Annotated in this window: 27 protein-coding genes and 1 pseudogene; 13 read left to right on the forward strand and 15 right to left on the reverse strand. The window is 66.3% G+C overall.

The window, feature by feature from the left end:
- Window positions 1-49 precede the first annotated feature (49 nt).
- From K0H76_RS13525 to K0H76_RS13535, 3 genes are all read right to left on the reverse strand, one after another.
- Complete coding sequence (locus tag K0H76_RS13525) at window positions 50-976, reverse strand: hypothetical protein (RefSeq protein WP_258933328.1); 927 nt, start codon at window positions 974-976, stop codon at window positions 50-52.
- A 115-nt stretch (window positions 977-1091) separates the two neighbouring features.
- Complete coding sequence (locus K0H76_RS13530; protein ID WP_258933329.1) at window positions 1092-2054, reverse strand: MFS transporter; 963 nt, start codon at window positions 2052-2054, stop codon at window positions 1092-1094.
- The gene (locus tag K0H76_RS13535; protein WP_258933330.1) at window positions 2051-2329 is read right to left on the reverse strand and encodes a hypothetical protein; all 279 of its coding nucleotides are present in this window, start codon (window positions 2327-2329) and stop codon (window positions 2051-2053) included. Before K0H76_RS13535 ends, K0H76_RS13530 begins: the two co-directional genes overlap by 4 nt.
- A gap of 308 nt (window positions 2330-2637) precedes the next feature.
- Between K0H76_RS13535 and K0H76_RS13540 the strand changes: the two genes are divergently transcribed.
- The 10 genes from K0H76_RS13540 (at window position 2638) to K0H76_RS13585 (ending at window position 7440) form a co-directional block, all read left to right on the forward strand.
- Window positions 2638-3318 carry a hypothetical protein gene (locus K0H76_RS13540; protein WP_258933331.1) on the forward strand — a complete coding sequence of 227 codons (681 nt, stop codon included), beginning with the start codon at window positions 2638-2640 and terminating at the stop codon, window positions 3316-3318.
- A 38-nt stretch (window positions 3319-3356) separates the two neighbouring features.
- On the forward strand, window positions 3357-3707 hold the full coding sequence (locus K0H76_RS13545) for a hypothetical protein (RefSeq protein WP_146341507.1): 351 nt from the start codon (window positions 3357-3359) through the stop codon (window positions 3705-3707).
- A 356-nt stretch (window positions 3708-4063) separates the two neighbouring features.
- Window positions 4064-4276, forward strand: coding sequence for a hypothetical protein (locus K0H76_RS13550; protein ID WP_258933332.1), 213 nt, complete (start codon window positions 4064-4066; stop codon window positions 4274-4276).
- 58 nt (window positions 4277-4334) lie between these two features.
- Window positions 4335-5018 (forward strand): hypothetical protein, encoded by a 684-nt coding sequence (locus tag K0H76_RS13555; RefSeq protein WP_258933333.1) that lies wholly within the window; start codon window positions 4335-4337, stop codon window positions 5016-5018.
- Window positions 5019-5091: 73 nt separating this feature from the next.
- Entirely contained in the window at window positions 5092-5217 is a 126-nt protein-coding gene (locus K0H76_RS13560; protein WP_258933334.1) for a hypothetical protein, read from the forward strand.
- Between the two features lie 49 nt (window positions 5218-5266).
- The gene (locus K0H76_RS13565; RefSeq protein ID WP_258935416.1) at window positions 5267-5572 is read left to right on the forward strand and encodes an acylphosphatase; all 306 of its coding nucleotides are present in this window, start codon (window positions 5267-5269) and stop codon (window positions 5570-5572) included.
- Window positions 5573-5617: 45 nt separating this feature from the next.
- Window positions 5618-5824 carry a hypothetical protein gene (locus K0H76_RS13570; protein ID WP_258933335.1) on the forward strand — a complete coding sequence of 69 codons (207 nt, stop codon included), beginning with the start codon at window positions 5618-5620 and terminating at the stop codon, window positions 5822-5824.
- Window positions 5825-5857: 33 nt separating this feature from the next.
- Window positions 5858-6286 carry an ATP-grasp domain-containing protein gene (locus tag K0H76_RS13575; protein ID WP_258933336.1) on the forward strand — a complete coding sequence of 143 codons (429 nt, stop codon included), beginning with the start codon at window positions 5858-5860 and terminating at the stop codon, window positions 6284-6286.
- A gap of 199 nt (window positions 6287-6485) precedes the next feature.
- Window positions 6486-6785, forward strand: coding sequence for a hypothetical protein (locus K0H76_RS13580; protein WP_258933337.1), 300 nt, complete (start codon window positions 6486-6488; stop codon window positions 6783-6785).
- Window positions 6786-6873: 88 nt separating this feature from the next.
- Window positions 6874-7440, forward strand: a complete 567-nt coding sequence (locus tag K0H76_RS13585; protein WP_258933338.1) for a hypothetical protein — start codon at window positions 6874-6876, stop codon at window positions 7438-7440.
- Window positions 7441-7444: 4 nt separating this feature from the next.
- Here the strand turns inward: K0H76_RS13585 and K0H76_RS13590 are convergent, their stop codons facing one another.
- From K0H76_RS13590 to K0H76_RS13605, 4 genes and pseudogenes are all read right to left on the reverse strand, one after another.
- Window positions 7445-7621 (reverse strand): hypothetical protein, encoded by a 177-nt coding sequence (locus K0H76_RS13590; RefSeq protein WP_258933339.1) that lies wholly within the window; start codon window positions 7619-7621, stop codon window positions 7445-7447.
- Window positions 7622-7691: 70 nt separating this feature from the next.
- Window positions 7692-7940 (reverse strand): AAA family ATPase, encoded by a 249-nt coding sequence (locus K0H76_RS13595; protein ID WP_258933340.1) that lies wholly within the window; start codon window positions 7938-7940, stop codon window positions 7692-7694.
- Window positions 7941-8207: 267 nt separating this feature from the next.
- Window positions 8208-9239 carry a hypothetical protein gene (locus K0H76_RS13600; protein WP_258933341.1) on the reverse strand — a complete coding sequence of 344 codons (1032 nt, stop codon included), beginning with the start codon at window positions 9237-9239 and terminating at the stop codon, window positions 8208-8210.
- Between the two features lie 533 nt (window positions 9240-9772).
- Window positions 9773-10994: pseudogene (locus K0H76_RS13605) on the reverse strand (AAA family ATPase); the annotation flags it as partial.
- 175 nt (window positions 10995-11169) lie between these two features.
- Here K0H76_RS13605 and K0H76_RS13610 point away from each other — a divergent pair.
- Window positions 11170-11421: a hypothetical protein gene (locus K0H76_RS13610; protein WP_258933342.1), complete on the forward strand. Its 252-nt coding sequence runs from the start codon at window positions 11170-11172 to the stop codon at window positions 11419-11421.
- The gene (locus K0H76_RS13615) at window positions 11418-12146 is read left to right on the forward strand and encodes a hypothetical protein (RefSeq protein ID WP_258933343.1); all 729 of its coding nucleotides are present in this window, start codon (window positions 11418-11420) and stop codon (window positions 12144-12146) included. Before K0H76_RS13610 ends, K0H76_RS13615 begins: the two co-directional genes overlap by 4 nt.
- Window positions 12147-12155: 9 nt before the next feature.
- Here K0H76_RS13615 and K0H76_RS13620 read toward each other — a convergent pair whose 3' ends face one another.
- The gene (locus tag K0H76_RS13620; protein ID WP_258933344.1) at window positions 12156-12668 is read right to left on the reverse strand and encodes a hypothetical protein; all 513 of its coding nucleotides are present in this window, start codon (window positions 12666-12668) and stop codon (window positions 12156-12158) included.
- 105 nt (window positions 12669-12773) lie between these two features.
- The gene (locus tag K0H76_RS13625) at window positions 12774-13328 is read right to left on the reverse strand and encodes a hypothetical protein (RefSeq protein WP_258933345.1); all 555 of its coding nucleotides are present in this window, start codon (window positions 13326-13328) and stop codon (window positions 12774-12776) included.
- Between the two features lie 118 nt (window positions 13329-13446).
- Between K0H76_RS13625 and K0H76_RS13630 the strand changes: the two genes are divergently transcribed.
- Window positions 13447-13656, forward strand: a complete 210-nt coding sequence (locus K0H76_RS13630; RefSeq protein WP_258933346.1) for a hypothetical protein — start codon at window positions 13447-13449, stop codon at window positions 13654-13656.
- A gap of 127 nt (window positions 13657-13783) precedes the next feature.
- On the opposite strand, the gene K0H76_RS13635 is transcribed toward K0H76_RS13630, so the two are convergent.
- The 6 genes from K0H76_RS13635 to K0H76_RS13660 all read right to left on the reverse strand — a co-directional run bounded on the left by K0H76_RS13635 (window position 13784) and on the right by K0H76_RS13660 (window position 17598).
- The gene (locus tag K0H76_RS13635; protein ID WP_258933347.1) at window positions 13784-14326 is read right to left on the reverse strand and encodes a hypothetical protein; all 543 of its coding nucleotides are present in this window, start codon (window positions 14324-14326) and stop codon (window positions 13784-13786) included.
- 41 nt (window positions 14327-14367) lie between these two features.
- A complete protein-coding gene (locus tag K0H76_RS13640; protein WP_258933348.1) occupies window positions 14368-15159 on the reverse strand; it encodes a glycosyltransferase in 792 nt (263 codons plus the stop codon).
- 143 nt (window positions 15160-15302) lie between these two features.
- The gene (locus K0H76_RS13645) at window positions 15303-16469 is read right to left on the reverse strand and encodes an ABC transporter ATP-binding protein (RefSeq protein ID WP_258933349.1); all 1167 of its coding nucleotides are present in this window, start codon (window positions 16467-16469) and stop codon (window positions 15303-15305) included.
- 14 nt (window positions 16470-16483) lie between these two features.
- A complete protein-coding gene (locus tag K0H76_RS13650) occupies window positions 16484-16618 on the reverse strand; it encodes a hypothetical protein (RefSeq protein ID WP_258933350.1) in 135 nt (44 codons plus the stop codon).
- 6 nt (window positions 16619-16624) lie between these two features.
- The gene (locus K0H76_RS13655; RefSeq protein WP_258933351.1) at window positions 16625-17077 is read right to left on the reverse strand and encodes an ABC transporter permease; all 453 of its coding nucleotides are present in this window, start codon (window positions 17075-17077) and stop codon (window positions 16625-16627) included.
- The gene (locus tag K0H76_RS13660; RefSeq protein ID WP_258933352.1) at window positions 17047-17598 is read right to left on the reverse strand and encodes a hypothetical protein; all 552 of its coding nucleotides are present in this window, start codon (window positions 17596-17598) and stop codon (window positions 17047-17049) included. Before K0H76_RS13660 ends, K0H76_RS13655 begins: the two co-directional genes overlap by 31 nt.
- Between the last annotated feature and the right edge of the window lie 14 nt (window positions 17599-17612).

The raw sequence follows: 17612 nt of genomic DNA on the forward strand, positions 1-17612 counted from the left end.
GTCGGATACATGTTCACGCCGATATGAGCTCGCGAATTCATCTCGATGATCACGAACTCGGTCTCCCGACCCCTGCGTTGTCCGGATCCCAGAGAATGTCGACTCCAGCCGCAGGGAGGCCTGGTATTGCGGACACGGCGCTCACAGCGGCGGCCTGCATATGCTCCGGAAACGCGTCCGTCACGTCCACCACATCACCCCCGGCGCTGGCGTTGGCCTTCTGCCGCAGCTGAACGTCAGCATCCCGCAGGGGCACAGAGTCCATCGTGAGACCCTGCTGCGCCACCATGGAGCGCACCTCATAGTCTTTGGCGATGAGCCCTCCGGACAGGAACGGATTCTGTCTGCGAAGCCGATTCTTCTGATCGATCAGTTCGCCAACCGTGTGAGTTCCATCGCCTGAGACACGTGCGGGAATGCGCTGACAGGCCGCAATAAAACGGTCGCCCACTACGAAGGCACGGTAATCACCGCCGAAATGATGGCGCTCGAGGACGATGTGCTCAGACCCAAGGTCGTCGACGAGATACGTGTAGTACTCCGGGAGCTGCTCCACCGACTGGATGTTGGCGAAGACCCCTCGCCCCCTGGAGCCCCTCATGGGTTTGAGGACGACCGGGTAGCCGAGCGATTCGGCGTGGGCCCTCACCTCCTCGAACGTGGTCTCCGACGCAGCGAGCGCGAACGCCTCCGGCACGGGAACGCCTGCGGCCCGGAGGGCGGCGGTGGTGTCGTACTTCGACTCCACGATGCTGTATGCCTCTTCGCTGATCTCGCTGGCGGCCCGCGACCGGTCAAAACGGACGGTGCGCGAACCGTCCGACACCTCCAGCTCCTTGCCGCTGGGAGCGAGGAACGTCACCTTCAGCCCTCGTCTCCACGCCTCCAGCGCCAACGTGTGGGTCGATACGGTGCCAGCCCCGAATCCCGAGCGGACGACCGAGGGCTGAAAGTGCTCCGGCCACTGAAACTCCATGCCTATCCTTCTTCCTTGCCGCTCAGACGGTAAAAACGCGGTGGTCCCGAGTCACCGGATACGAGTGTGCGGATGGTCAGTCGACGGACCCTAGTATCCGCCTCCGCGGCTGAGACTACGATGCGGCAGGCCGTCCGCCGCTCTCCTCCCGGGTCAGGGTCTCCGGGGCGAGGCTCCAGGCTGCGGCGCCGAGCATCAGAATGAGGCCGGTCAGACCGAACGCCCAGGCGTAGCCCAGCTGGTCCACCAGCAGTCCTGCGAGAAGCGGTCCGATGATCGCCCCCAGGTCCTGGACCATCTGGAATGTGGAGATGACAGTGCCGCCGTTGCGCCCTCCCCACGAGATCGCCCAAAGCGGCCTGCTGGGCGGGGACGATGAGCCCGGTGCCGCGCCGCCGATGACGCTGAGGAGCAGCAGCACCCAGGGCTCGGGGGCTAGGCCCAGGGTACCGGTGGCTGCGCCCGCAACGAGCAGTCCCAGGATGATGGGTGGGCGGCGGCCCCATTCGTCGGATCGTTTGGCGAGGGTCAGCACCACCACGACGTTGCCCGCCGCGAAGCAGGCCAGCGTGACGCCTGCCAGCTGGGCGGAGTCGATGAACCAGCCCGTGCCGACGAATGCTGAGGCGGCGAAGAGCGGCACCACGGAGTTCCGCAGGCCGAATGTCGCCCACCCGTTGGCGAATCCGGAGGCTAGCGCTGCCCGGTAGCTGCCGTGGCCGAGAGCCTCCCTGACAGACGCCCGCTGCCGCTCGTCCTTGTTCTTCCGATCCTCGAGGCGGGACTTCCGAAGCATGAAGAAGACAACGGCTGCTGCGATGACCAGGGCAGCTCCGTACACCAGGAACGGCACCTCTTGGCCGAAGACCAGCAGAGCTGAGCCCAGCAGGGGACCTGCGATATTGCCGATGAGGAATGCCGACGCGTAGGCGCCCATCACCCTCCCGCGGATGGTGGGCGGGGACTTTCGGGCCAGGAACGTCATGGCAGCGACGGTGAAGAATGTGGATCCGATGCCGCCGACTGCCCGAAAGGCCAGCAGCAGCTCATAGGTGGGCGCGTACGCGGTCGCGATCATCGAGACCGCGACGATGAGGAGGCCGATGACGTAGACCGGGGTCTCCCCAATGCTTGGGTCAGGCGCCCAGACGCCGGAGCGAAGAGCAGGCGGAACAGGCCGAAGGCCGACACCACGGCCGAGACTGCCATGGCGGATACCCCGAAGTCAGATGCGTATTGGGGAAGAATCGGCGAAACGATCCCGAATCCGATCGCGATGATGAACGCAGAGACGATCATCACCTTGAGCTCGGCCGGGATCGGCGGTCTTGAGATGTGTTCGCCTGCAGTCACAACATGTTGCCAACACCCCTGCCCCTGCTTATGTTCCTGGAAGCTCCGCAAATATCTGTCCCTGGACCACCGCACCGCCGCGGCAGCTTCTGCTTAGCAAGCATCTCCCTTGGTAAGCTCGGCAGGCTCGGACGTGCAGATGATCGACGAATGCAGGAACCGGAAGGGATTAACGTGCCGAAGGACAGCATGACGGAGCCGGAGGTGGAGGCGGCAGGGGTGCCGATCCCCTCCCGGCTCATTGACGGCTACCAAGTGCATCGCGCGGCTCTGGCCCGCGATCTTGATGTGCTCTCGCTCCCCGCCAGGTGCTCCTGGCAGGAAGATCGCGCTCAGTCCCGGCAGAGATCTCCTTCACCCATGGCGTGCCTGAGGCCTCAGACCTCGCTGCGGTCACCTTTGCCCAGGATCACCGCCTCAAAAGGGCACTCCTGGACCGGGCCGAGGTCCCCACCCCGCCTGGCGCGTCGTTCTCCTGGCAGAGCCTCAAGAAGGCGGAGAAGTATGCGGAGAAGCTGGGTTATCCGGTCGTTCTGCGCGAGGGCGTAGGAGAGAACCCCGTGCGCGCCATCGGCGGGATCACGTCAGGCGACGAGCTGCGCAGCGCGTTCATGACGCTGCGCCGACGGGACAAGGCAGACCGCACTCCCGGCAGCAACCCGTACGTGGTAAGCTACGCCACCACTCGCCTGACCTTCACATACGATGACGACGGCCATGAGGTCGCACCGCTGAAGTCCCGGATGCTGGTGGAGAAGCAGATGCCGGGCCGCCCCATCCGCGCGTTCATCGTCGGAGATTCGCTCATCGCCGCTGTCGAGCTTGATGTGGATCACTCTACGGGTGTGCGCAGCGTCACCGATGAGCTGAGCGCCGACGACGCCGCCCTGTTCGTGAGAACTCTTGATGCGGTGCCGGGCCTGGCATTCGCCTCCATAGACGCCGTGGCCAATCCCAACGCCTACCAAGAGGGCGAAAGCCCCTCCTGATCACCAGCATCTCAGAGCGGCCCCGAATCGAGACATACATGACTGCCGACGCTTCGCTCGGTGACACGCTCGGTGACGCACTCGTGGCCTACCAGGCGGGGCGGGCGGGCTTCGAGCTGCCTGCACCAGTCGACGCCGTGACCCGATCGCTCGACATCGAAGGCCTCCGCCACGCAGAGCGCGTGGGCGAGGAGCTGCCTCGCATCGCACAGGACCACGGCGCCACGCTCAGCGTGCACGGCGTGGACCAGGTCACAGGCGAGCTCAGGGCAACCGCGAAGGGAAGCCCCGATGTCCTCGCAGCGCTCGCTGAGCTCCTCATGGCGGGCCACCTCGCCGACGACAGAGCCGCGGCCGTCAACTTCTCGAAGGGAACCCACGTTGTCTGAAGCACACAAGAGCACGGGCCCCATCTCACTCGTTCGCTTGGTCCGCCTGCGCCAGGACGAGGCCAAGGCCCGCCCTTCCCGCGTCTACGCGCAGGTCGTAGGTGAGCGTGCCGGCGCGCAGGTGTCCGCTCTGGGACAGTCGGAACTTGTGCACCACGGGGAGCACCTGGTCGTCCCTTCTGCAGCGTGGGAGGCGGCGAGAGGGCCCTCGAGGCGCTTCTTGCTGCGGACATCCCGCGCGGAGACGCCGGTCAGCTTCGCGCGCTCGTTGAGGGACTCACCCGGGCACACCCGCCGAGGTCGAGGAGCTCCAGGAATCGCCTGGGCTGGAGGCTCTGGCCCGCATCGAAGCAGCGATGACGGAGGCGCTCGTAGAGTTCAGCACCCAGGAGCAGGGCTCGGGCGACGAGCTCGGTGCGCTGCTGCGGAACCGCCTTCCGCAGGTGAACCGCTATTTTGTGGCGCCCGAGCCTGCGGCCCCGCATATGAGGGTCAGCTTACGAACGTCTTCGACGATGCCCCGTACATCGCGCCGCTCCCTAAGGACGGGACGAAGGGACACCTCTTGAGCGTGAAGCGCTCCGCTACGGACTTACCAGCACCCGCTATCCGAACGGCGCGTTCGTGGTGACCGACCCAGCATCCGAGAAGCGGCTGAGCTTCAAATGGGGCCGCTCTCCTCTCGCAAGCGGCGTGGCACTGTCGATCTGCAGCTACAAAGAGGCCACCCGTCGGCTGCTTCAGCGCATCGACGTCCCAGTGCCGCAGGGTCGAGTCTTCTCCACTGCAGACCGCGAACTGGCGATCGAATACGCCGACCGCATCGGCTATCCGGTGGTCTGCAAGCCCGTGGCAGGGCTGCGCGGCATCGGTGTAGTCGCAAATATCCAGAGCCGCGACGACCTCCAGGACGCGCTGGAGCTCTATCAGCAGAGTGAGCTGGGAGACGACGACTTCGTCATCGAGGATCACGTCCCCGGCGAGGACTACCGCATCGTCGTCATCGGCGACGAAGTCGTGGCCTCCGTGGTCCGCGCACCTGCCTCTGTCACCGGGGACGGTGTCCACACCGTGGCCGATCTCATCGAATACAAGAATCGCGCCCGCCAGGACAACCCGCATCTGAGCTCCCGTCCGATCAAGGTCGGCGAGTCCCTCCAATACCAGCTCAACCTGGCTGGACTGACGTACTCCTCCGTACCCGAAGCCGGACGGACGGTGCTCTTGGCGAATTCCGCGAACCTCTCCCAGGGCGGCGACAGCTTCGAGATCGCCGATGAGATGCATCCTCCATCAAGGAGCTTGCGGTAAAAGCAGTGCAGGCCGTTCCGGGCCTTGGATTCTGCGGCCTCGATATGCTCATCGAAGACCACCGCAAGCCCACGTGGAGCAGCAGTGCACTGTGATCGAGCTCAACGCTCACGCCGCCATCGGCAGCGCCCAGTACCCCATGTGGGAACCCCGCACCGGTCGCGAAGAAGTTCTTCGAGGCGACCGCTGCAGCCGCTGACATTGCGCTCCCGCCGCAGCAGGTCGACACCCTCACCCTCCGCTTCGACATCCGAGGCCGGGTCACGGGCGTCGGGTACCGGAAATGGTTCGGGCGCCGCGCCCGTCAGTTCGGTCTCACCGGCTACGTGAAGAACGCAAGCAGAAAGCGTGTCGAGGCCGTCGTGTCCGGCCCGGCCGACGCAGTGTCAGCTCTCGGCTACCTCTCCTCAAAGGGACCCACAAAGTCCGTGATCACGTCCGTCGCGATGACTCGTGCGGAGAGGCCGGAGTCGGAAGAGTTCCGCATCATCCAGGCCCCCACCGTGCGAGGCTTTCTGCGCCGCCTGAGACGCCAGCTGCGTAGGCTAATCTGAGCTGATTACGCGACGCAGTGTGCGCTTATCACGAATGGGGATCACGTGAGCCTCACGGATACTTTTCCGGACATCGTCAAGGACGAGCCTAACCTCTACGAGGATGAGGATTCGCAGGAAGTCATCGCGCAGCAGCTCGAAAAGGGCCGCAACGTCGGGACACTTGTGACCTCGCGGGCCGCTGCGCGAGACGGCGCAGACGTCACCTGGTACGGGACGTACACTGCCGTTGCGGAGAAGGATGGCTTATGAGCGCTGCTTCGCGGTCACATGTGCACGGACACCGTGACGGGCGGGCTCATCGTCAAGGACAAATACCTGACGAAGCGGCTGCTCGAGTCTGCTGGAGTCTCCACCCCACGAGGCGATATTGCCTCCTCATCCGATGAGGCCTTGCGCATACAGTCGAAGCTCGCTGCCCCCGTGGTGATCAAGCCTCGCTTCGGCGGCCAGGGCAAGAACGTAACGGTCAACGCCAGCACCGCCGATGAGATCGTTCAGGGCTACGAGGACGCGAATACGGATGGTCGTGGTGTGCTGGTGGAGGAGTACATCGATGGCATCGAGTTTCGGCTCATCGTCACTCCGGAGAAGTGCTTCGGTGCAGTGCGTCGGCTGCTGCCCCGCGTCGCGGGGACGGACGTGCAACGGTTCTTCAGCTCATCGAGGCCAAGAACGAGCTTCGCCGAAGAAACCCCAATAACTGCATGCTGATGATTCCCGTCGACAGGACGACGGAGAGGCACCTGAAGCGCCAAGGGCTCACGCTCGATTCGGTCCTCCCCGAAGGGGAACGAATCACTGTGCGCAACGTAGGAGGAATCAGCAGCGGCGGCGAAGCGAGTGAGTGCCTCGATCTCCTTCACCCTCGGTTCTCGCTGTCGGACGTGACGCGATCCGCGCCATCCCGACCATGGATTGGGGCGGTGCGGACATCCTCGTCGCCAAGGACACGGGAGAGCCTTACCTGCTGGAGCTCAACACCAACGCTGCGGTCAGCAACTCCACTTACCCGGTCTACGGAGAGCCCAAGGACGTGGCAGGTCCTGCCTGGGAGCGGCTCCTGGCATCTGCCCCCATCGACGGCGTGAAGAGCACAGAGCTGACGCCGCTCCCTCACCCACTGACCTTCTGCCCGAGCTGCTTCCTCCGACCTCCGGGCGGGCGCCTCTGCCCTGGACATCCGCACCCACACCCTCGCCCACCATCTTGAGACCAAGGGCTGGAGCACGGAGTTCAAGGCGAACCGCCTTATCGTTGCGGCACGCGAGGGCCAGCGTGACAAGTGGTTCAACGGGATCATGGACGAGCGCTTCCGGGCGAGTGCGAGCGCGCTGCTTCGTCGGCACCACCTCACTCAGCAGATACTCCAGGAAGCCGGGGTCGCTGTTCCTCGCTCACTCAAAGTCCAGTCGTTGGAAGACCTCAGGGCCTATCACGAGCGGGCTGAGACTGATCTGACGCTGATCTCGCGTGAAGCAGGATGGTACGCACGCCGCTCCTATGACCCGAGCATCTCCGTGTATCCGGGTGCGGAGGGCGAGAACCTGACAGCGCAGCGGGTGCAGACGGGATCACGATTCAGGGTCTGCGCATCGCGGAACGAGCCTCTTGCTCTCCTGGGCCCGACGGAAGCGGGGCCATGCTCCTCCGGTCTGGCGCAGCGCATCGGCTCAGCCGCTATCGATGCTGTTCGAGCCATTCCGTCGCTGCCTTGGGGCTTCGTCGACGTCGTCGTGCGCGACTCTCAGAAGAGGTCAGTGATTGTCGAGGGCATCTCCGTCAAGCCTGACCTTCGTGACTTCCCTGTCCTGGTCGCGGGGTCCGCAGAGAAGATGCTGGACGAGATCGCCGCCCTCAGAGGCTGACGTCTTATGCTCCGTGGTCCGGTCGAATGCTTGAGAGCAGCTCGGAGGTGAGGTCCCCGAAGAGAGGCTGACCGGCCGCCAGCTGATAGAGCCACACGGCGCCGCGGAAGTTGCACTCAATCAGCACCGGCTCCGCGTCAGGGTCGACGCCGATGTCCCAGGCGACCGCGGTGTATGACATCGTGCCTGCCTTCCAGTGCTCGAGGACCGCATCGTAGCTCCACCAGCACAAGGCACCCTGAAAGTCAGATCTATCTGCTCAAGCGCTGGGAGATGACGCGGGTGGATCCGTCCTGCCGCATCGACACACCATAGAGCGCGTCAGCGATCTCCATCGTCCGTCTCTGGTGAGTGATGACGATGAGCTGAGAGGACTCACGAAGCTCCTCGAAGATCACCAGCAGCCGCGAGAGGTTGGTGTCGTCCAGCGCGGCCTCCACCTCGTCCATCACGTAGAAGGGGCTGGGACGCGCTTTGAAGATCGCCACCAGCAGCGCCACAGCCGTCAGGGACCGTTCGCCCCGGAGAGCAGGGAGAGGCGCCTGATGCGCTTGCCGGGCGGCCGCGCGTGGACCTCCACGCCGGTGTTCAGGAGATCCTCTGGGTTCGTCAGCTCGATCCTTCCTCGCCACCGGGGAAGAGCCGGGAGAAGACCCGTTCGAACTGCTCCTTGGTGTCCGCGAACGCCTCGGCGAAGACCTTCTCGACTGTGGCGTCGACGTCGCGGATGATGTCCAGCAGGTCCTGCCGCGACTTCTTCAGGTCCGTCAGCTGATTCTGCAGGTAGGTGTGCCGCTCCTCCAGTGCCGCATGCTCCTCCAGCGCCAGCGGATTGACCTTGCCCAGGGACTTGAGGTCCTTGCGGGCCTGAGCGAGCCGCGCCTCCTGCTCGCCTCTGTCGTAGGGCCGCCCGCCTCCGCCGTCCGGTCCCCCGCCTCATCCTCATCCTCCGCGGGAACAGGGACGGGCACGTCGGGGCCATAGTGTTCGATGAGATACTCCGGCGTGAGGCTGAGATCCTCGTCCGCTCGAGCCTCAGCAGCCTCCAGGGCGAGGCGCAGCTCCGTCTGCTTCACCTCAGCGGCGTGCAGGCGGGACGCGACGTCCTGGAGCTCGGCGTCCTGGACGCGACGCGAGGCGCGCACCTCCTCGAGAGAAGCGCTGAGGTCCCGGTGCTGCGCCTGGGCCGCGTCGATCGCCTCCTGCGCCGCAGCCAGCTGGGCGACGATCCGGTCCACCGCGTGCTCCGCTTCGGTCCGCACCGTCTCAGCGGCCTGCGACTTCTCCGCCTTCGCTGCGGCAGCTCTCTGCACCTGCTCTCTGCGCTGCACCTCCTGCTGAGCCTGCCGACGCAGCGACGCAGTCCGTTCGAGGAGCTGCCGGTGCTGCTCCTCGGCGGCACGCAGAGCCAGACGTGCGTCCACCTCATGCCGCCGCCGATCTGCGGCCTCTGCGCTGAGACGATCACGCTCCTGGGTGGAGGGGTCTTCGATGACCTCGTCCGACTCAGCTGCCTCCAGACGCTCAATCAGCTCGTGCCTCTGGGCCCGCAGCTCCGTGATGGCCGCCTCAGCATCCTCGATCTCCTGCGCCGACTCGGCAATGCGCTCCCTGGCGCGCTCCACCTCAGCGGAGAGTCGTCGCAGCTGCTCACCTGTCGACGCCGCAGCTGCCTCGTTGGCCTGATGGGCCTGCTGCGCCTCCGCGGTGCGCTGCTCGGCGGCGCTGAGCGTCTCAGCGCTGCCCGCAGCTGCGGCCTCGGCCGCCTCCAGCTCCTCCTGACCCTGCCTGATGAGCACTTCGAGCTGCTCAATCTGTTCGGTCAGGGTGCCTTCGGCGGCTCTGCCCGCTCCCCACGTATGCGCTCGCCGTCCTTGATCACCGCTTGGCCGATCGTCAGCGCCGCGGAGAACTCACCGCGGTCCACCAGCTCACGGCCGAAGGCGGCATCCCCACCAGCACCGCCCCGGCGAGCGCCTCCCGGAGCTGCCCATCGTCGCTTCCGGCGCGCACCACATCGACGCTGAAGGCAGCCCCTGATCATCGAGGGCGACCGCGTGGTCGGCGGCGGCGAGCGCCGATTCGAGCCCGGAGAGGCGAGCACGGCGCTCAGAGACGGTGATCTCAGCCTGGCGGGCGGCGGCGCGCGCCTGCTCGTAGTCCTCTCGGTGCTTCCCTGCGCCGCTCGCGCGGCCTCGTAGGCAGCCTCAAGCTCTGCACCGCTGCTGTCGGCCTCCTCATTGCGCTGACGAAGCTGTTCGAGGTCCGCCGCCGAGGCCTCGAGAGCGCCCTGGTCGGAGCGGCGCTGAGCTCGCGCGCGGTCGCCTCGCTGCTGAGACGCTTCGAGGCGACCATCGATGGCGTCGACGCGGCCGCGGAGGGTCGCCAGCCCGGTGCGCCGGTCCGCCGCAGCCCGCAGCTGCTCAGTGATGAGGGTCTCCTCGGCGGCGAGCGCTGCTTCCGCCTCGGCCCGCGTCGTGCCCCGTCTCTCCAGCTCTGCGGCGGCCTCCTCTGCCTCGGTCTGCTTCTGGGCGGCCTCGCGCACGACCTGTTCGGCCTGGGTCCGCAGCTGCTCGGGGTCTCGGGAGCCGGAGAAGTCGACGACGGAGGACGCGGCGAGGCTTGCGGCCCGCTCCCCGCCAGGAGGCCGCAGATCGCAGGCGCTCCTGGGCCTGGGCGAGCTGGTGGTGGCTTACTGAAAGCTTCTCTGCGGCAGTCCGGGCCTCCTCAGCCTGCGTGGTCAGTCGCTGCATCGATGAGTCGTGCGCCTCGATCTGCGTCCGCAGCTCCTCGGCTCGGGCTATGTCTGACTCCTCGCCCCGGCTGGACTCTGCGAGGGCGCCTGCGGCCTGGACGAGATCATCGGCGATGAGGCGCGAGAGCGCGTCGCGCAGATCATGCTGGATGCGCTGGGCCCGCCGGGCGACCTTGGCCTGCTTACCAGCGGGGCGAGCTGGCGCGAGGCCTCGTTGATGAGGTCCTCGAGGCGCTCGAGCTTTCCCTGCATGTTCTCGAGCTTGCGCACGGATCGTTCGCGGCGCCGCCGGTGCTTGAGCACTCCGGCCGCCTCTTCGATGAATCCGCGTCGCTGCTCGGGGGTGGCGTGGAGGATCTGGTCCAGCTGGCCCTGGCCGACGATGACGTGCATCTCCCTGCCCAGGCCCGAGTCGGAGAGCAGCTCCTGAATGTCCAGCAGCCTCGCGGAGGATCCGTTGATCGTGTACTCGGATCCGCCGGTGCGGAACATCGTCCGGGAGATGGTGACTTCGGAGTACTCGATGGGGAGCAGGCCGTCGGTGTTGTCGATCGTCAGGCTGACAGAGGCACGCCCCAGCGGTTGGCGCTCAGAGGTGCAAGCGAAGATGACATCCTCCATGGAGCCGCCCCGCAGGGACTTGGCCCCTGCTCGCCCATCACCCAGGAGAGGGCGTCCACCACGTTGGACTTGCCCGATCCGTTGGGGCCCACCACAGCAGTCACCCCGGGCTCGAACTCGAAGGTGGTGGCGGAGGCGAAGGATTTGAACCCCGCACAGTGAGCGTCTTCAGATGCATAATCCCCACCATTGTGCCCGATGCCCGATACGATCACGGTCATGGCTTTTCTGAACAGCGCCCTTCGTTCCGGTGTCCGGAACTACCGGTGGCAGCGGCGCAAGCTCGGTGCGGCACGACGGTTCCTGCGCAAGGAGTTCCGCTGGGAGACGGATTTCTCCTCCCGCAGCCCCCAATGGTGGCGCGGGGCTTCCTGTCGCGCTCGGCCACGCTCTACGGGCTCGACCGGGGCAATGACCCGTCCCTCTACGTCAACGACGTTCAGCGCTACCTGCGCACCAAGAACATGGTGAACCCCCACCTGCAGGAGGCCATGAACAACAAGTTCAACTTCTTCCTGCTGATGAACAGCCTCAGCCTGGAGGCCCAGGTGGTCCCCTTCCTGGGGATATGCAGCCGCGGACGAGTCCATGGCTTCCCGATGTGACCCACCAGCCCACCGCCCAATTCCTCGAGAAGACACTGTCAGAGCGCCCGCACATCTTCGCCAAGCCGCTTCATGGGGCTGAGGCCAATGGTGTGCGTTCCATCAGGCGGGACCAGAACGGCTATCGGATCGACGGCAGCGCCACCACCCTCGACGAGATCACAGCGTGGGTGGAGTCCTTCCACAAGCCGCTGCTCTTCGAGGCAGCTGTGCCGCAGCACGAGGTTCAGTCAGCTCTGAACCCGGAGGCGACCAACACGATCCGCGTGCTGACCATGCCGGATCTGGACAAGGACCACGAGCCGTTCATCGCGCGGGCAGTGCACCGCATCGGCACATCACGCTCCGGGCACGTCGACAACTGGACCAAGGGCGGGCTCAGCGCCGCAGTGGATCTCGAGACGGGTCAGCTCTCCCAGGCGTCGCGACTGCCTGAGGACAACGAGCTCGAATGGTTCTCCCACCACCCGGACACGGGCTCCGCCATCGAGGGCATCACCGTGCCCTTCTGGGAAGAGACGAAGAAGCTCGTGCTCGACGGGGCCCGCAAGCTCGGATTCCTCGAGTACATCGGCTGGGACATCATCATCTCTCCGACGGGGCCGGTCATCCTCGAAGCCAACATCAACTCAGGCATGAATGTGCTGCAGGTGCATGGGCCCCTGCTCGCGGACCCTCGGGTGAAGCGCTACTACACGGCGCGCGGCGCCGTTGTGGAGAGCTGAGCCGCAGCCTCAGCCGCGACGCGTGTGGACGCGGGTCAGCCTCAGGAGCTCCTGCACCTGACGCCGCACCGGTGCGGCGCTGCCCAGCAGGAGGGTGCGCTCCTCTCCTGCGAAGGCCTCAACCTGGCCGAGCAGCTCCTGCCGATACGTGACCATGTGAGTGACCACCGCGGCCAGCGGGTGCTCGAGATCATCTGCCGAGTCGACCAGCATGACGGTCGGAATGCTGCGACGCTCAGCGAGGATCAGAGGATCGATGAAGCGCTCGGGCAGAGCCGTCTCCCCCTCGGGGGCGGAAGCGAGCACGAGATCCAGACCGATGGCGGGCACAGCCGCACCCTCTGCCAGGTCCCGCAGGTGCCGCCACGGCGACGTCCGATGGACAGGCCCCAGGCCGCCCACCTGCGGGCGCACCGAGCTGCGCAGCTGCCTCATGCCGCGCCTGGCGCCCCGTTTGACCCTGCGAAGATGCGGCGAGGCCCGTCGGCGCAGCCATGATGTCTCAACCGGCTTGTCAGGCACGATGGACCCCCAGTGGATCGGCGTCGGTCAGCCGCGGGCCGTAGTCCTCGAGCCACAGGCTGAGCATGGACAGGCCCTTGAGCAGGTGCTGGGTTCGGGTCGTGCTCAGCGCCCGCTGCCACGCGACGAGCCCTGACCCTCCTGCGGGTCAGCGTCGCGCAGTGCGGGGCTCAGCAGCAGCGAGGCTGGCCCCGACCGGATGAGTCCGGCAACGGCCCGGGCCCCCTCCCGGCTGGCCATCCTCCTCTTGTGGTGATGCATGCCGAGCAGATCGTCGGCCGTCGGCATCCCCGCCAGGCGGGCGTCCGCCGCTTTGAGGAGCTGCGGATACCACGCGCCCTCAGCCTTGGCCTCGTGCGGCAGCTGCAGCGCCGCCGAGACGACCGCGTCGCTGATCATCGGCATGATCGTGGGCCGGGAGCGGCCGAGCACGCGCGCCGGAGCCAGCGCGATGCCGGGAACGGTCCGCATGAGATATGACGCCAGCGTGTGGCCGTTGGGGTGCGACTCGTACGGCCGCGCCACCTCCACGGCGCGCGAGCGGGCCGAGCCCCGCAGGCTCGCAGTCAGTGCCGAGGAGAGCACCCTGTTGGCCTCGAGCAGATAATGGGACCGAGACGCCGCGCGCTGGGCGCTGAGGCTCTCCGAGGAGCTCCTCACCGAAGAGTCCGCGAACCCGCCTCCGAAGAAGACCCTCCCCGATTCCGTCGAAGATCGGCCCCTCCGCCGCCCCAAGACGTCTGGCCACCGGGGTCAGCCACACGTGGAAGGACGCCTGATGGTCCACCGCGTCGGCGTAGGCGCGCAGATCCCTGTCGACCTCGTCATACCTGCCGGTGACGATGCGCTGGCCTACGCCGAGGGCGTGCGCGGCACGTGCGCCGACGATCTCTTCGAGGGCCGACCCGGTGTCCGAGCTGGTCGTCCACGCGGTGACGCTCTCCGCATCAGGGGCCTCACGCAGAGCCAAGGCCGTGAGCATCCGTGAATCACGTCCGCCGGAGAGCATCGGATTGGACGCGCCCGTCGCCGCGGCTTACCGCATGAACTCTGCCATGTCAGCAACAACCTGCTCGGTGACCGCCTGCATATCCTTCACGGGACGCGGCTCGTGCTCAGCCCAGCTCCACCGGGCCTGCCGACGACGCGGCGGCGAGTTCCCCTCGGAGGAGACTTCCGCGTACTCCATGGGCTGAAGCTAGGCGCATGCCCTCGAAGGTGGTGTGCCCGCCGACCGGCGCCCCGAAGGAGAGGATCTCCGCCCAGGCCTGCCAGTCCGGGGTGAGGCGGTCCAGGGCATGGGTGAGCCAGCGCAGCCGCGTGGAGAAGAGCACCGCGGTGTCCACCTCTGCGGTGTAGAGCACCTGCGCACCTGAGACGCTTCCATGCAGGATCCCGCCTCCGGCTGCGTGCATCAGCAGCCCGCAGGCATCAGCGTGCGCGGCAGCCTCAGTCCACGGCCGCCCCGCCCTGTGGTGCGCGGACCCTGCCGCGTTCCACAGATGGTGCACGGAGCCGTCACCGGCCTCGAGCGCTGGGAGCGCTGCGGTGCTGCGCAGTCGCCAGCCCTTTTCCTCACGGCTCGTTCGCCATTGGGCGCCCTCATCCGAAGCTGCAGCGAGCATGCGCTCGAAGCCGCGGGCGGCGGTGGGAGTCATTCTGCCCAGTGCACCGCATACCTCGACAGGTTGGTCGGCGGTCATGGCGTCACGACTCCGAGCTCTGTGAGTCGCCTCAGATGGGCCTGCGGACCGTAGCGCGCCACATAGTCGCGACCGGCCTGCGCCTGGCGCCGGAACATCTCGGGCGAGTCCCAGCACTCCTGCACGATGCCTCGCACCTCATGGGGCGTCGCGTAGAGGGCCGCATCCCCGTAGACAGTCTCGAGGTAGGGCGGGAGCACCACCACGCATCCCGCGGCGAGCGCCTCCATAGCTGCCCGGCCGAAAGCCTCCCGCCAGGAGGGGTGATGCATGAAGACCCAGAAGTCCACACGCCGGAGGAACTCGCTCGGCTCCTCCTCCCCGAACGGCAGCACGTTCCAGCGCGCGGGCAGCTCTCCGAGGATCGTTTGAGGGATCTCGGCGCCGCCGAGGATCTCCACGCGCACATCATCGGCATCGGGGTAGGCGGCCAGGAGGTCCTCACGGGTGTCCGGCCACTTTTCGCGCTGTGGCCGCGAATGGCGTCCGATGACCGGCACGCCGTCTCCGGGGCTGCGCGCAGGGCCCGCCGCCGGGAGGCGACCGAAGATGTTGGGCCAGTCCTCGGCCCGCAGGACGATGCTCTCCGCGTCCTGGGCGAGGCTTTCGCGGACCACTGAGCTGATCGGTGCCCACACCGGTGCCGCGCCGAATGCGGCACGAGCACGCGCGTCGGCCAGGGCCACGTCGTATTCCGCGTGCCCTGCTGCGTCGACGGCCGGATGGTTGGCCACCATGACCACCTGCTCCGCCTGGATCTGAGGGAAGCGGGACGCGGCAGTCGCCATCGCCTTGGGGTGGCGGATGATGAGCAGACCCGCTCTGAGGGGCTCGGACGGGGAGACGAGGTGCACGCCCTCAAGATTCATGACCCGGCGAATGTGTGGGCTGAAGCCTGTGGAGAGACTCGTGATGCCGCTCTGCGCATGGATCAGCGCGGTGCTGAGCCCGGCATCGTGCTGAGCGATGACTTCCTCCGCCAGAGATGCCGTGGTGCCCCGGGAAGACGCATGTCTGTGAGCATGGCAATGTCTGCCGTCTCCGTCGGGGCGGGCCCGTGGGCCTGCTGGCGGGCCCTGAGCACATGCACCTCGTAAGCCAGTTCGTCCACCTGCTCTCGCAGCCGGTGGAGCTCCGTGCCTGCCGCTCTCCGGTAGGCGCGGCTCGCACTTCGGCGCAGACGGCCGATACCGCTCATGGCGACCACGTCAGTTCGCGCGGGCGCCGCTGGCTTTGTGGGTAGGCTGCCGTCGGAGAACTCGATCTCTACCGGTGCGAGCTTGAGCATGGTCCGGTCGTAGACGATCTGGGCGGACCGTGTGCGCCCGCTCGACTTGTGATCGGTGTACTCCTGGTACTGCGAGCACACCCACTCCGGGTCGCCGTCGGCGAGGAGGCGTCCCTGCTCGATCCAGATGACGCGAGTGCACATCTGCTTGATGGTGCCCAGCGAGTGGGAGACGAGGAAGACGCAGCCTGCTTGGGAGCGCACCTCGTCGAGGCGATCCTTGGTCCGCGCGCGGAACTGCGAGTCGCCGGTGTTCAGCGCCTCGTCGATCAGCAGAATGTCCGGGTCCTTGGCGGTCGCGATCGCGAACTGCAGCCGGGACGACATACCCGCAGAATAGGCCTTCAGCGGCATATCGAGCGCCTCGCGCAGACCCGAGAGCTCGACGATCATCTCGAACTTCCGCTCGGCCTCTGCCGGCGTCATCCCCATGGCGAGGCAGCCGAGCTTGATGTTCTCGCGCCCTGAGATCTCTTTGACCAGGGCGGCGTTCACACCGAGCATCACCGGAGTCGAGGTAGCGTAGACGTCGCCTGAAGAGGGGCGAATCTTACCGGTCAGCAGCTTCATGAGCGTGGACTTTCCGGAGCCGTTCGTGCCGATCACGCCGACCGTCTCACCGCGGTTGACCACGAAGCTCAGCGGCTGGAGGGCCGGAACCTCCAGCCACCCGGAGCCGAGCGCCTTCTTGATCTGTCGAGCGAAGCGGCCCTTCTCCTTCAGGTGCTGGTTGTCCGACCGCACCCTGTACGTCATGGAGGCACCGTCGACTGCCACGGCGACCTTCTGGGATTCCAGCCGCTGCACCACCGGAGCGCTCTGGGTCAGGGGGCGTCATCCCAGTGAATCTCTTCGATGAAGCCGAAATCGTCCGCCGCCCCGTGATCGGGGTAGTCGTGTCCATTGCCAGCGAGCCAATTGGCGCGGCGCGGGGTGTAGCTGGTCACCGTCTGATCCATCGAGCCTCAGCGCTCCCGGCCGTAGGTCTCTTCGCCCTGCCAGAAGACGAGGAAGCCGATCACCATCAGGCCGACGGCCCAGCTGCCCAGGACCACCCAGCGCATGGGGTCAGCGAAGCCGTCGTAGATCCACGCGTGGCGAATGATGTCGAGCACGCAGAAGGCCGGATTCAGATGCATCACGGTCACGAGCCACCCGTGCCCCGCGTCAGCGAAACGGTCAACCCCGAAGATCACGGCAGAGGTGTAGAACCAAATGCGCGTGCCGATGGTGATCAGGTGCCGCACATCGTTGTGGGCGTTCACCGCCCGAGCCAGCAGAAGTCCCAGTCCGGTCATCACCATCAGGGCCAGCAGAATCGCCGGGAAGAAGAGCAGCCAGTGCCAGGTGATCGTGATATTCACGACACCCTCCTCCAGCCCTCCGATCATGTAGTCGCCGAGGAAGTAGACCAGCACAGCCATGAGCAGGAAGACCGGTATCGAGGCGAAGAGCTCGCGAACCGTGGCTGAGATGGGCAGCGCGGCGCGCGGGAAGTTGAAGGACTGCACCACGCGCTGGTTGTTGGCGATTGAGGTGGCGCCCCGGTGACCGCGCTCGTGATGAATCGGAAGGTGAAGACACCGATGATGAGATAGCCGATGAAGTTGATGACGCCTCGGCTGGTCTCCAGAATGATCCCGAAGATGGTCAGGTAGACCAGTGCCTGAAGCATGGGGTTGATCAGCATCCACGCGCGACCCAGCGAATCCAGGTTGTTCTGCGAGGAGACGCGGGAGCGTGAGTCGTAGAACAGGAAGTGGCGAAAGTGCCACAGCTCCTTGAGGTACTGGCCCAGAGACGGGCGAGCCCCTACGCGCAGGAGGCGACTGCCGTCGAGCTCCAGCACTCGGCGCGAGCCGATGCTGAAGCTGGAGTCGCTGACATCCTGACCCGTCGAGCCTTGAGACGGCCCCGGACGGAGGTCAGTCTGAGTCATTGAGAGAGTCCCTT

This window comes from Nesterenkonia pannonica, assembly GCF_019575955.1.
Lineage (GTDB): Bacteria > Actinomycetota > Actinomycetes > Actinomycetales > Micrococcaceae > Nesterenkonia > Nesterenkonia pannonica.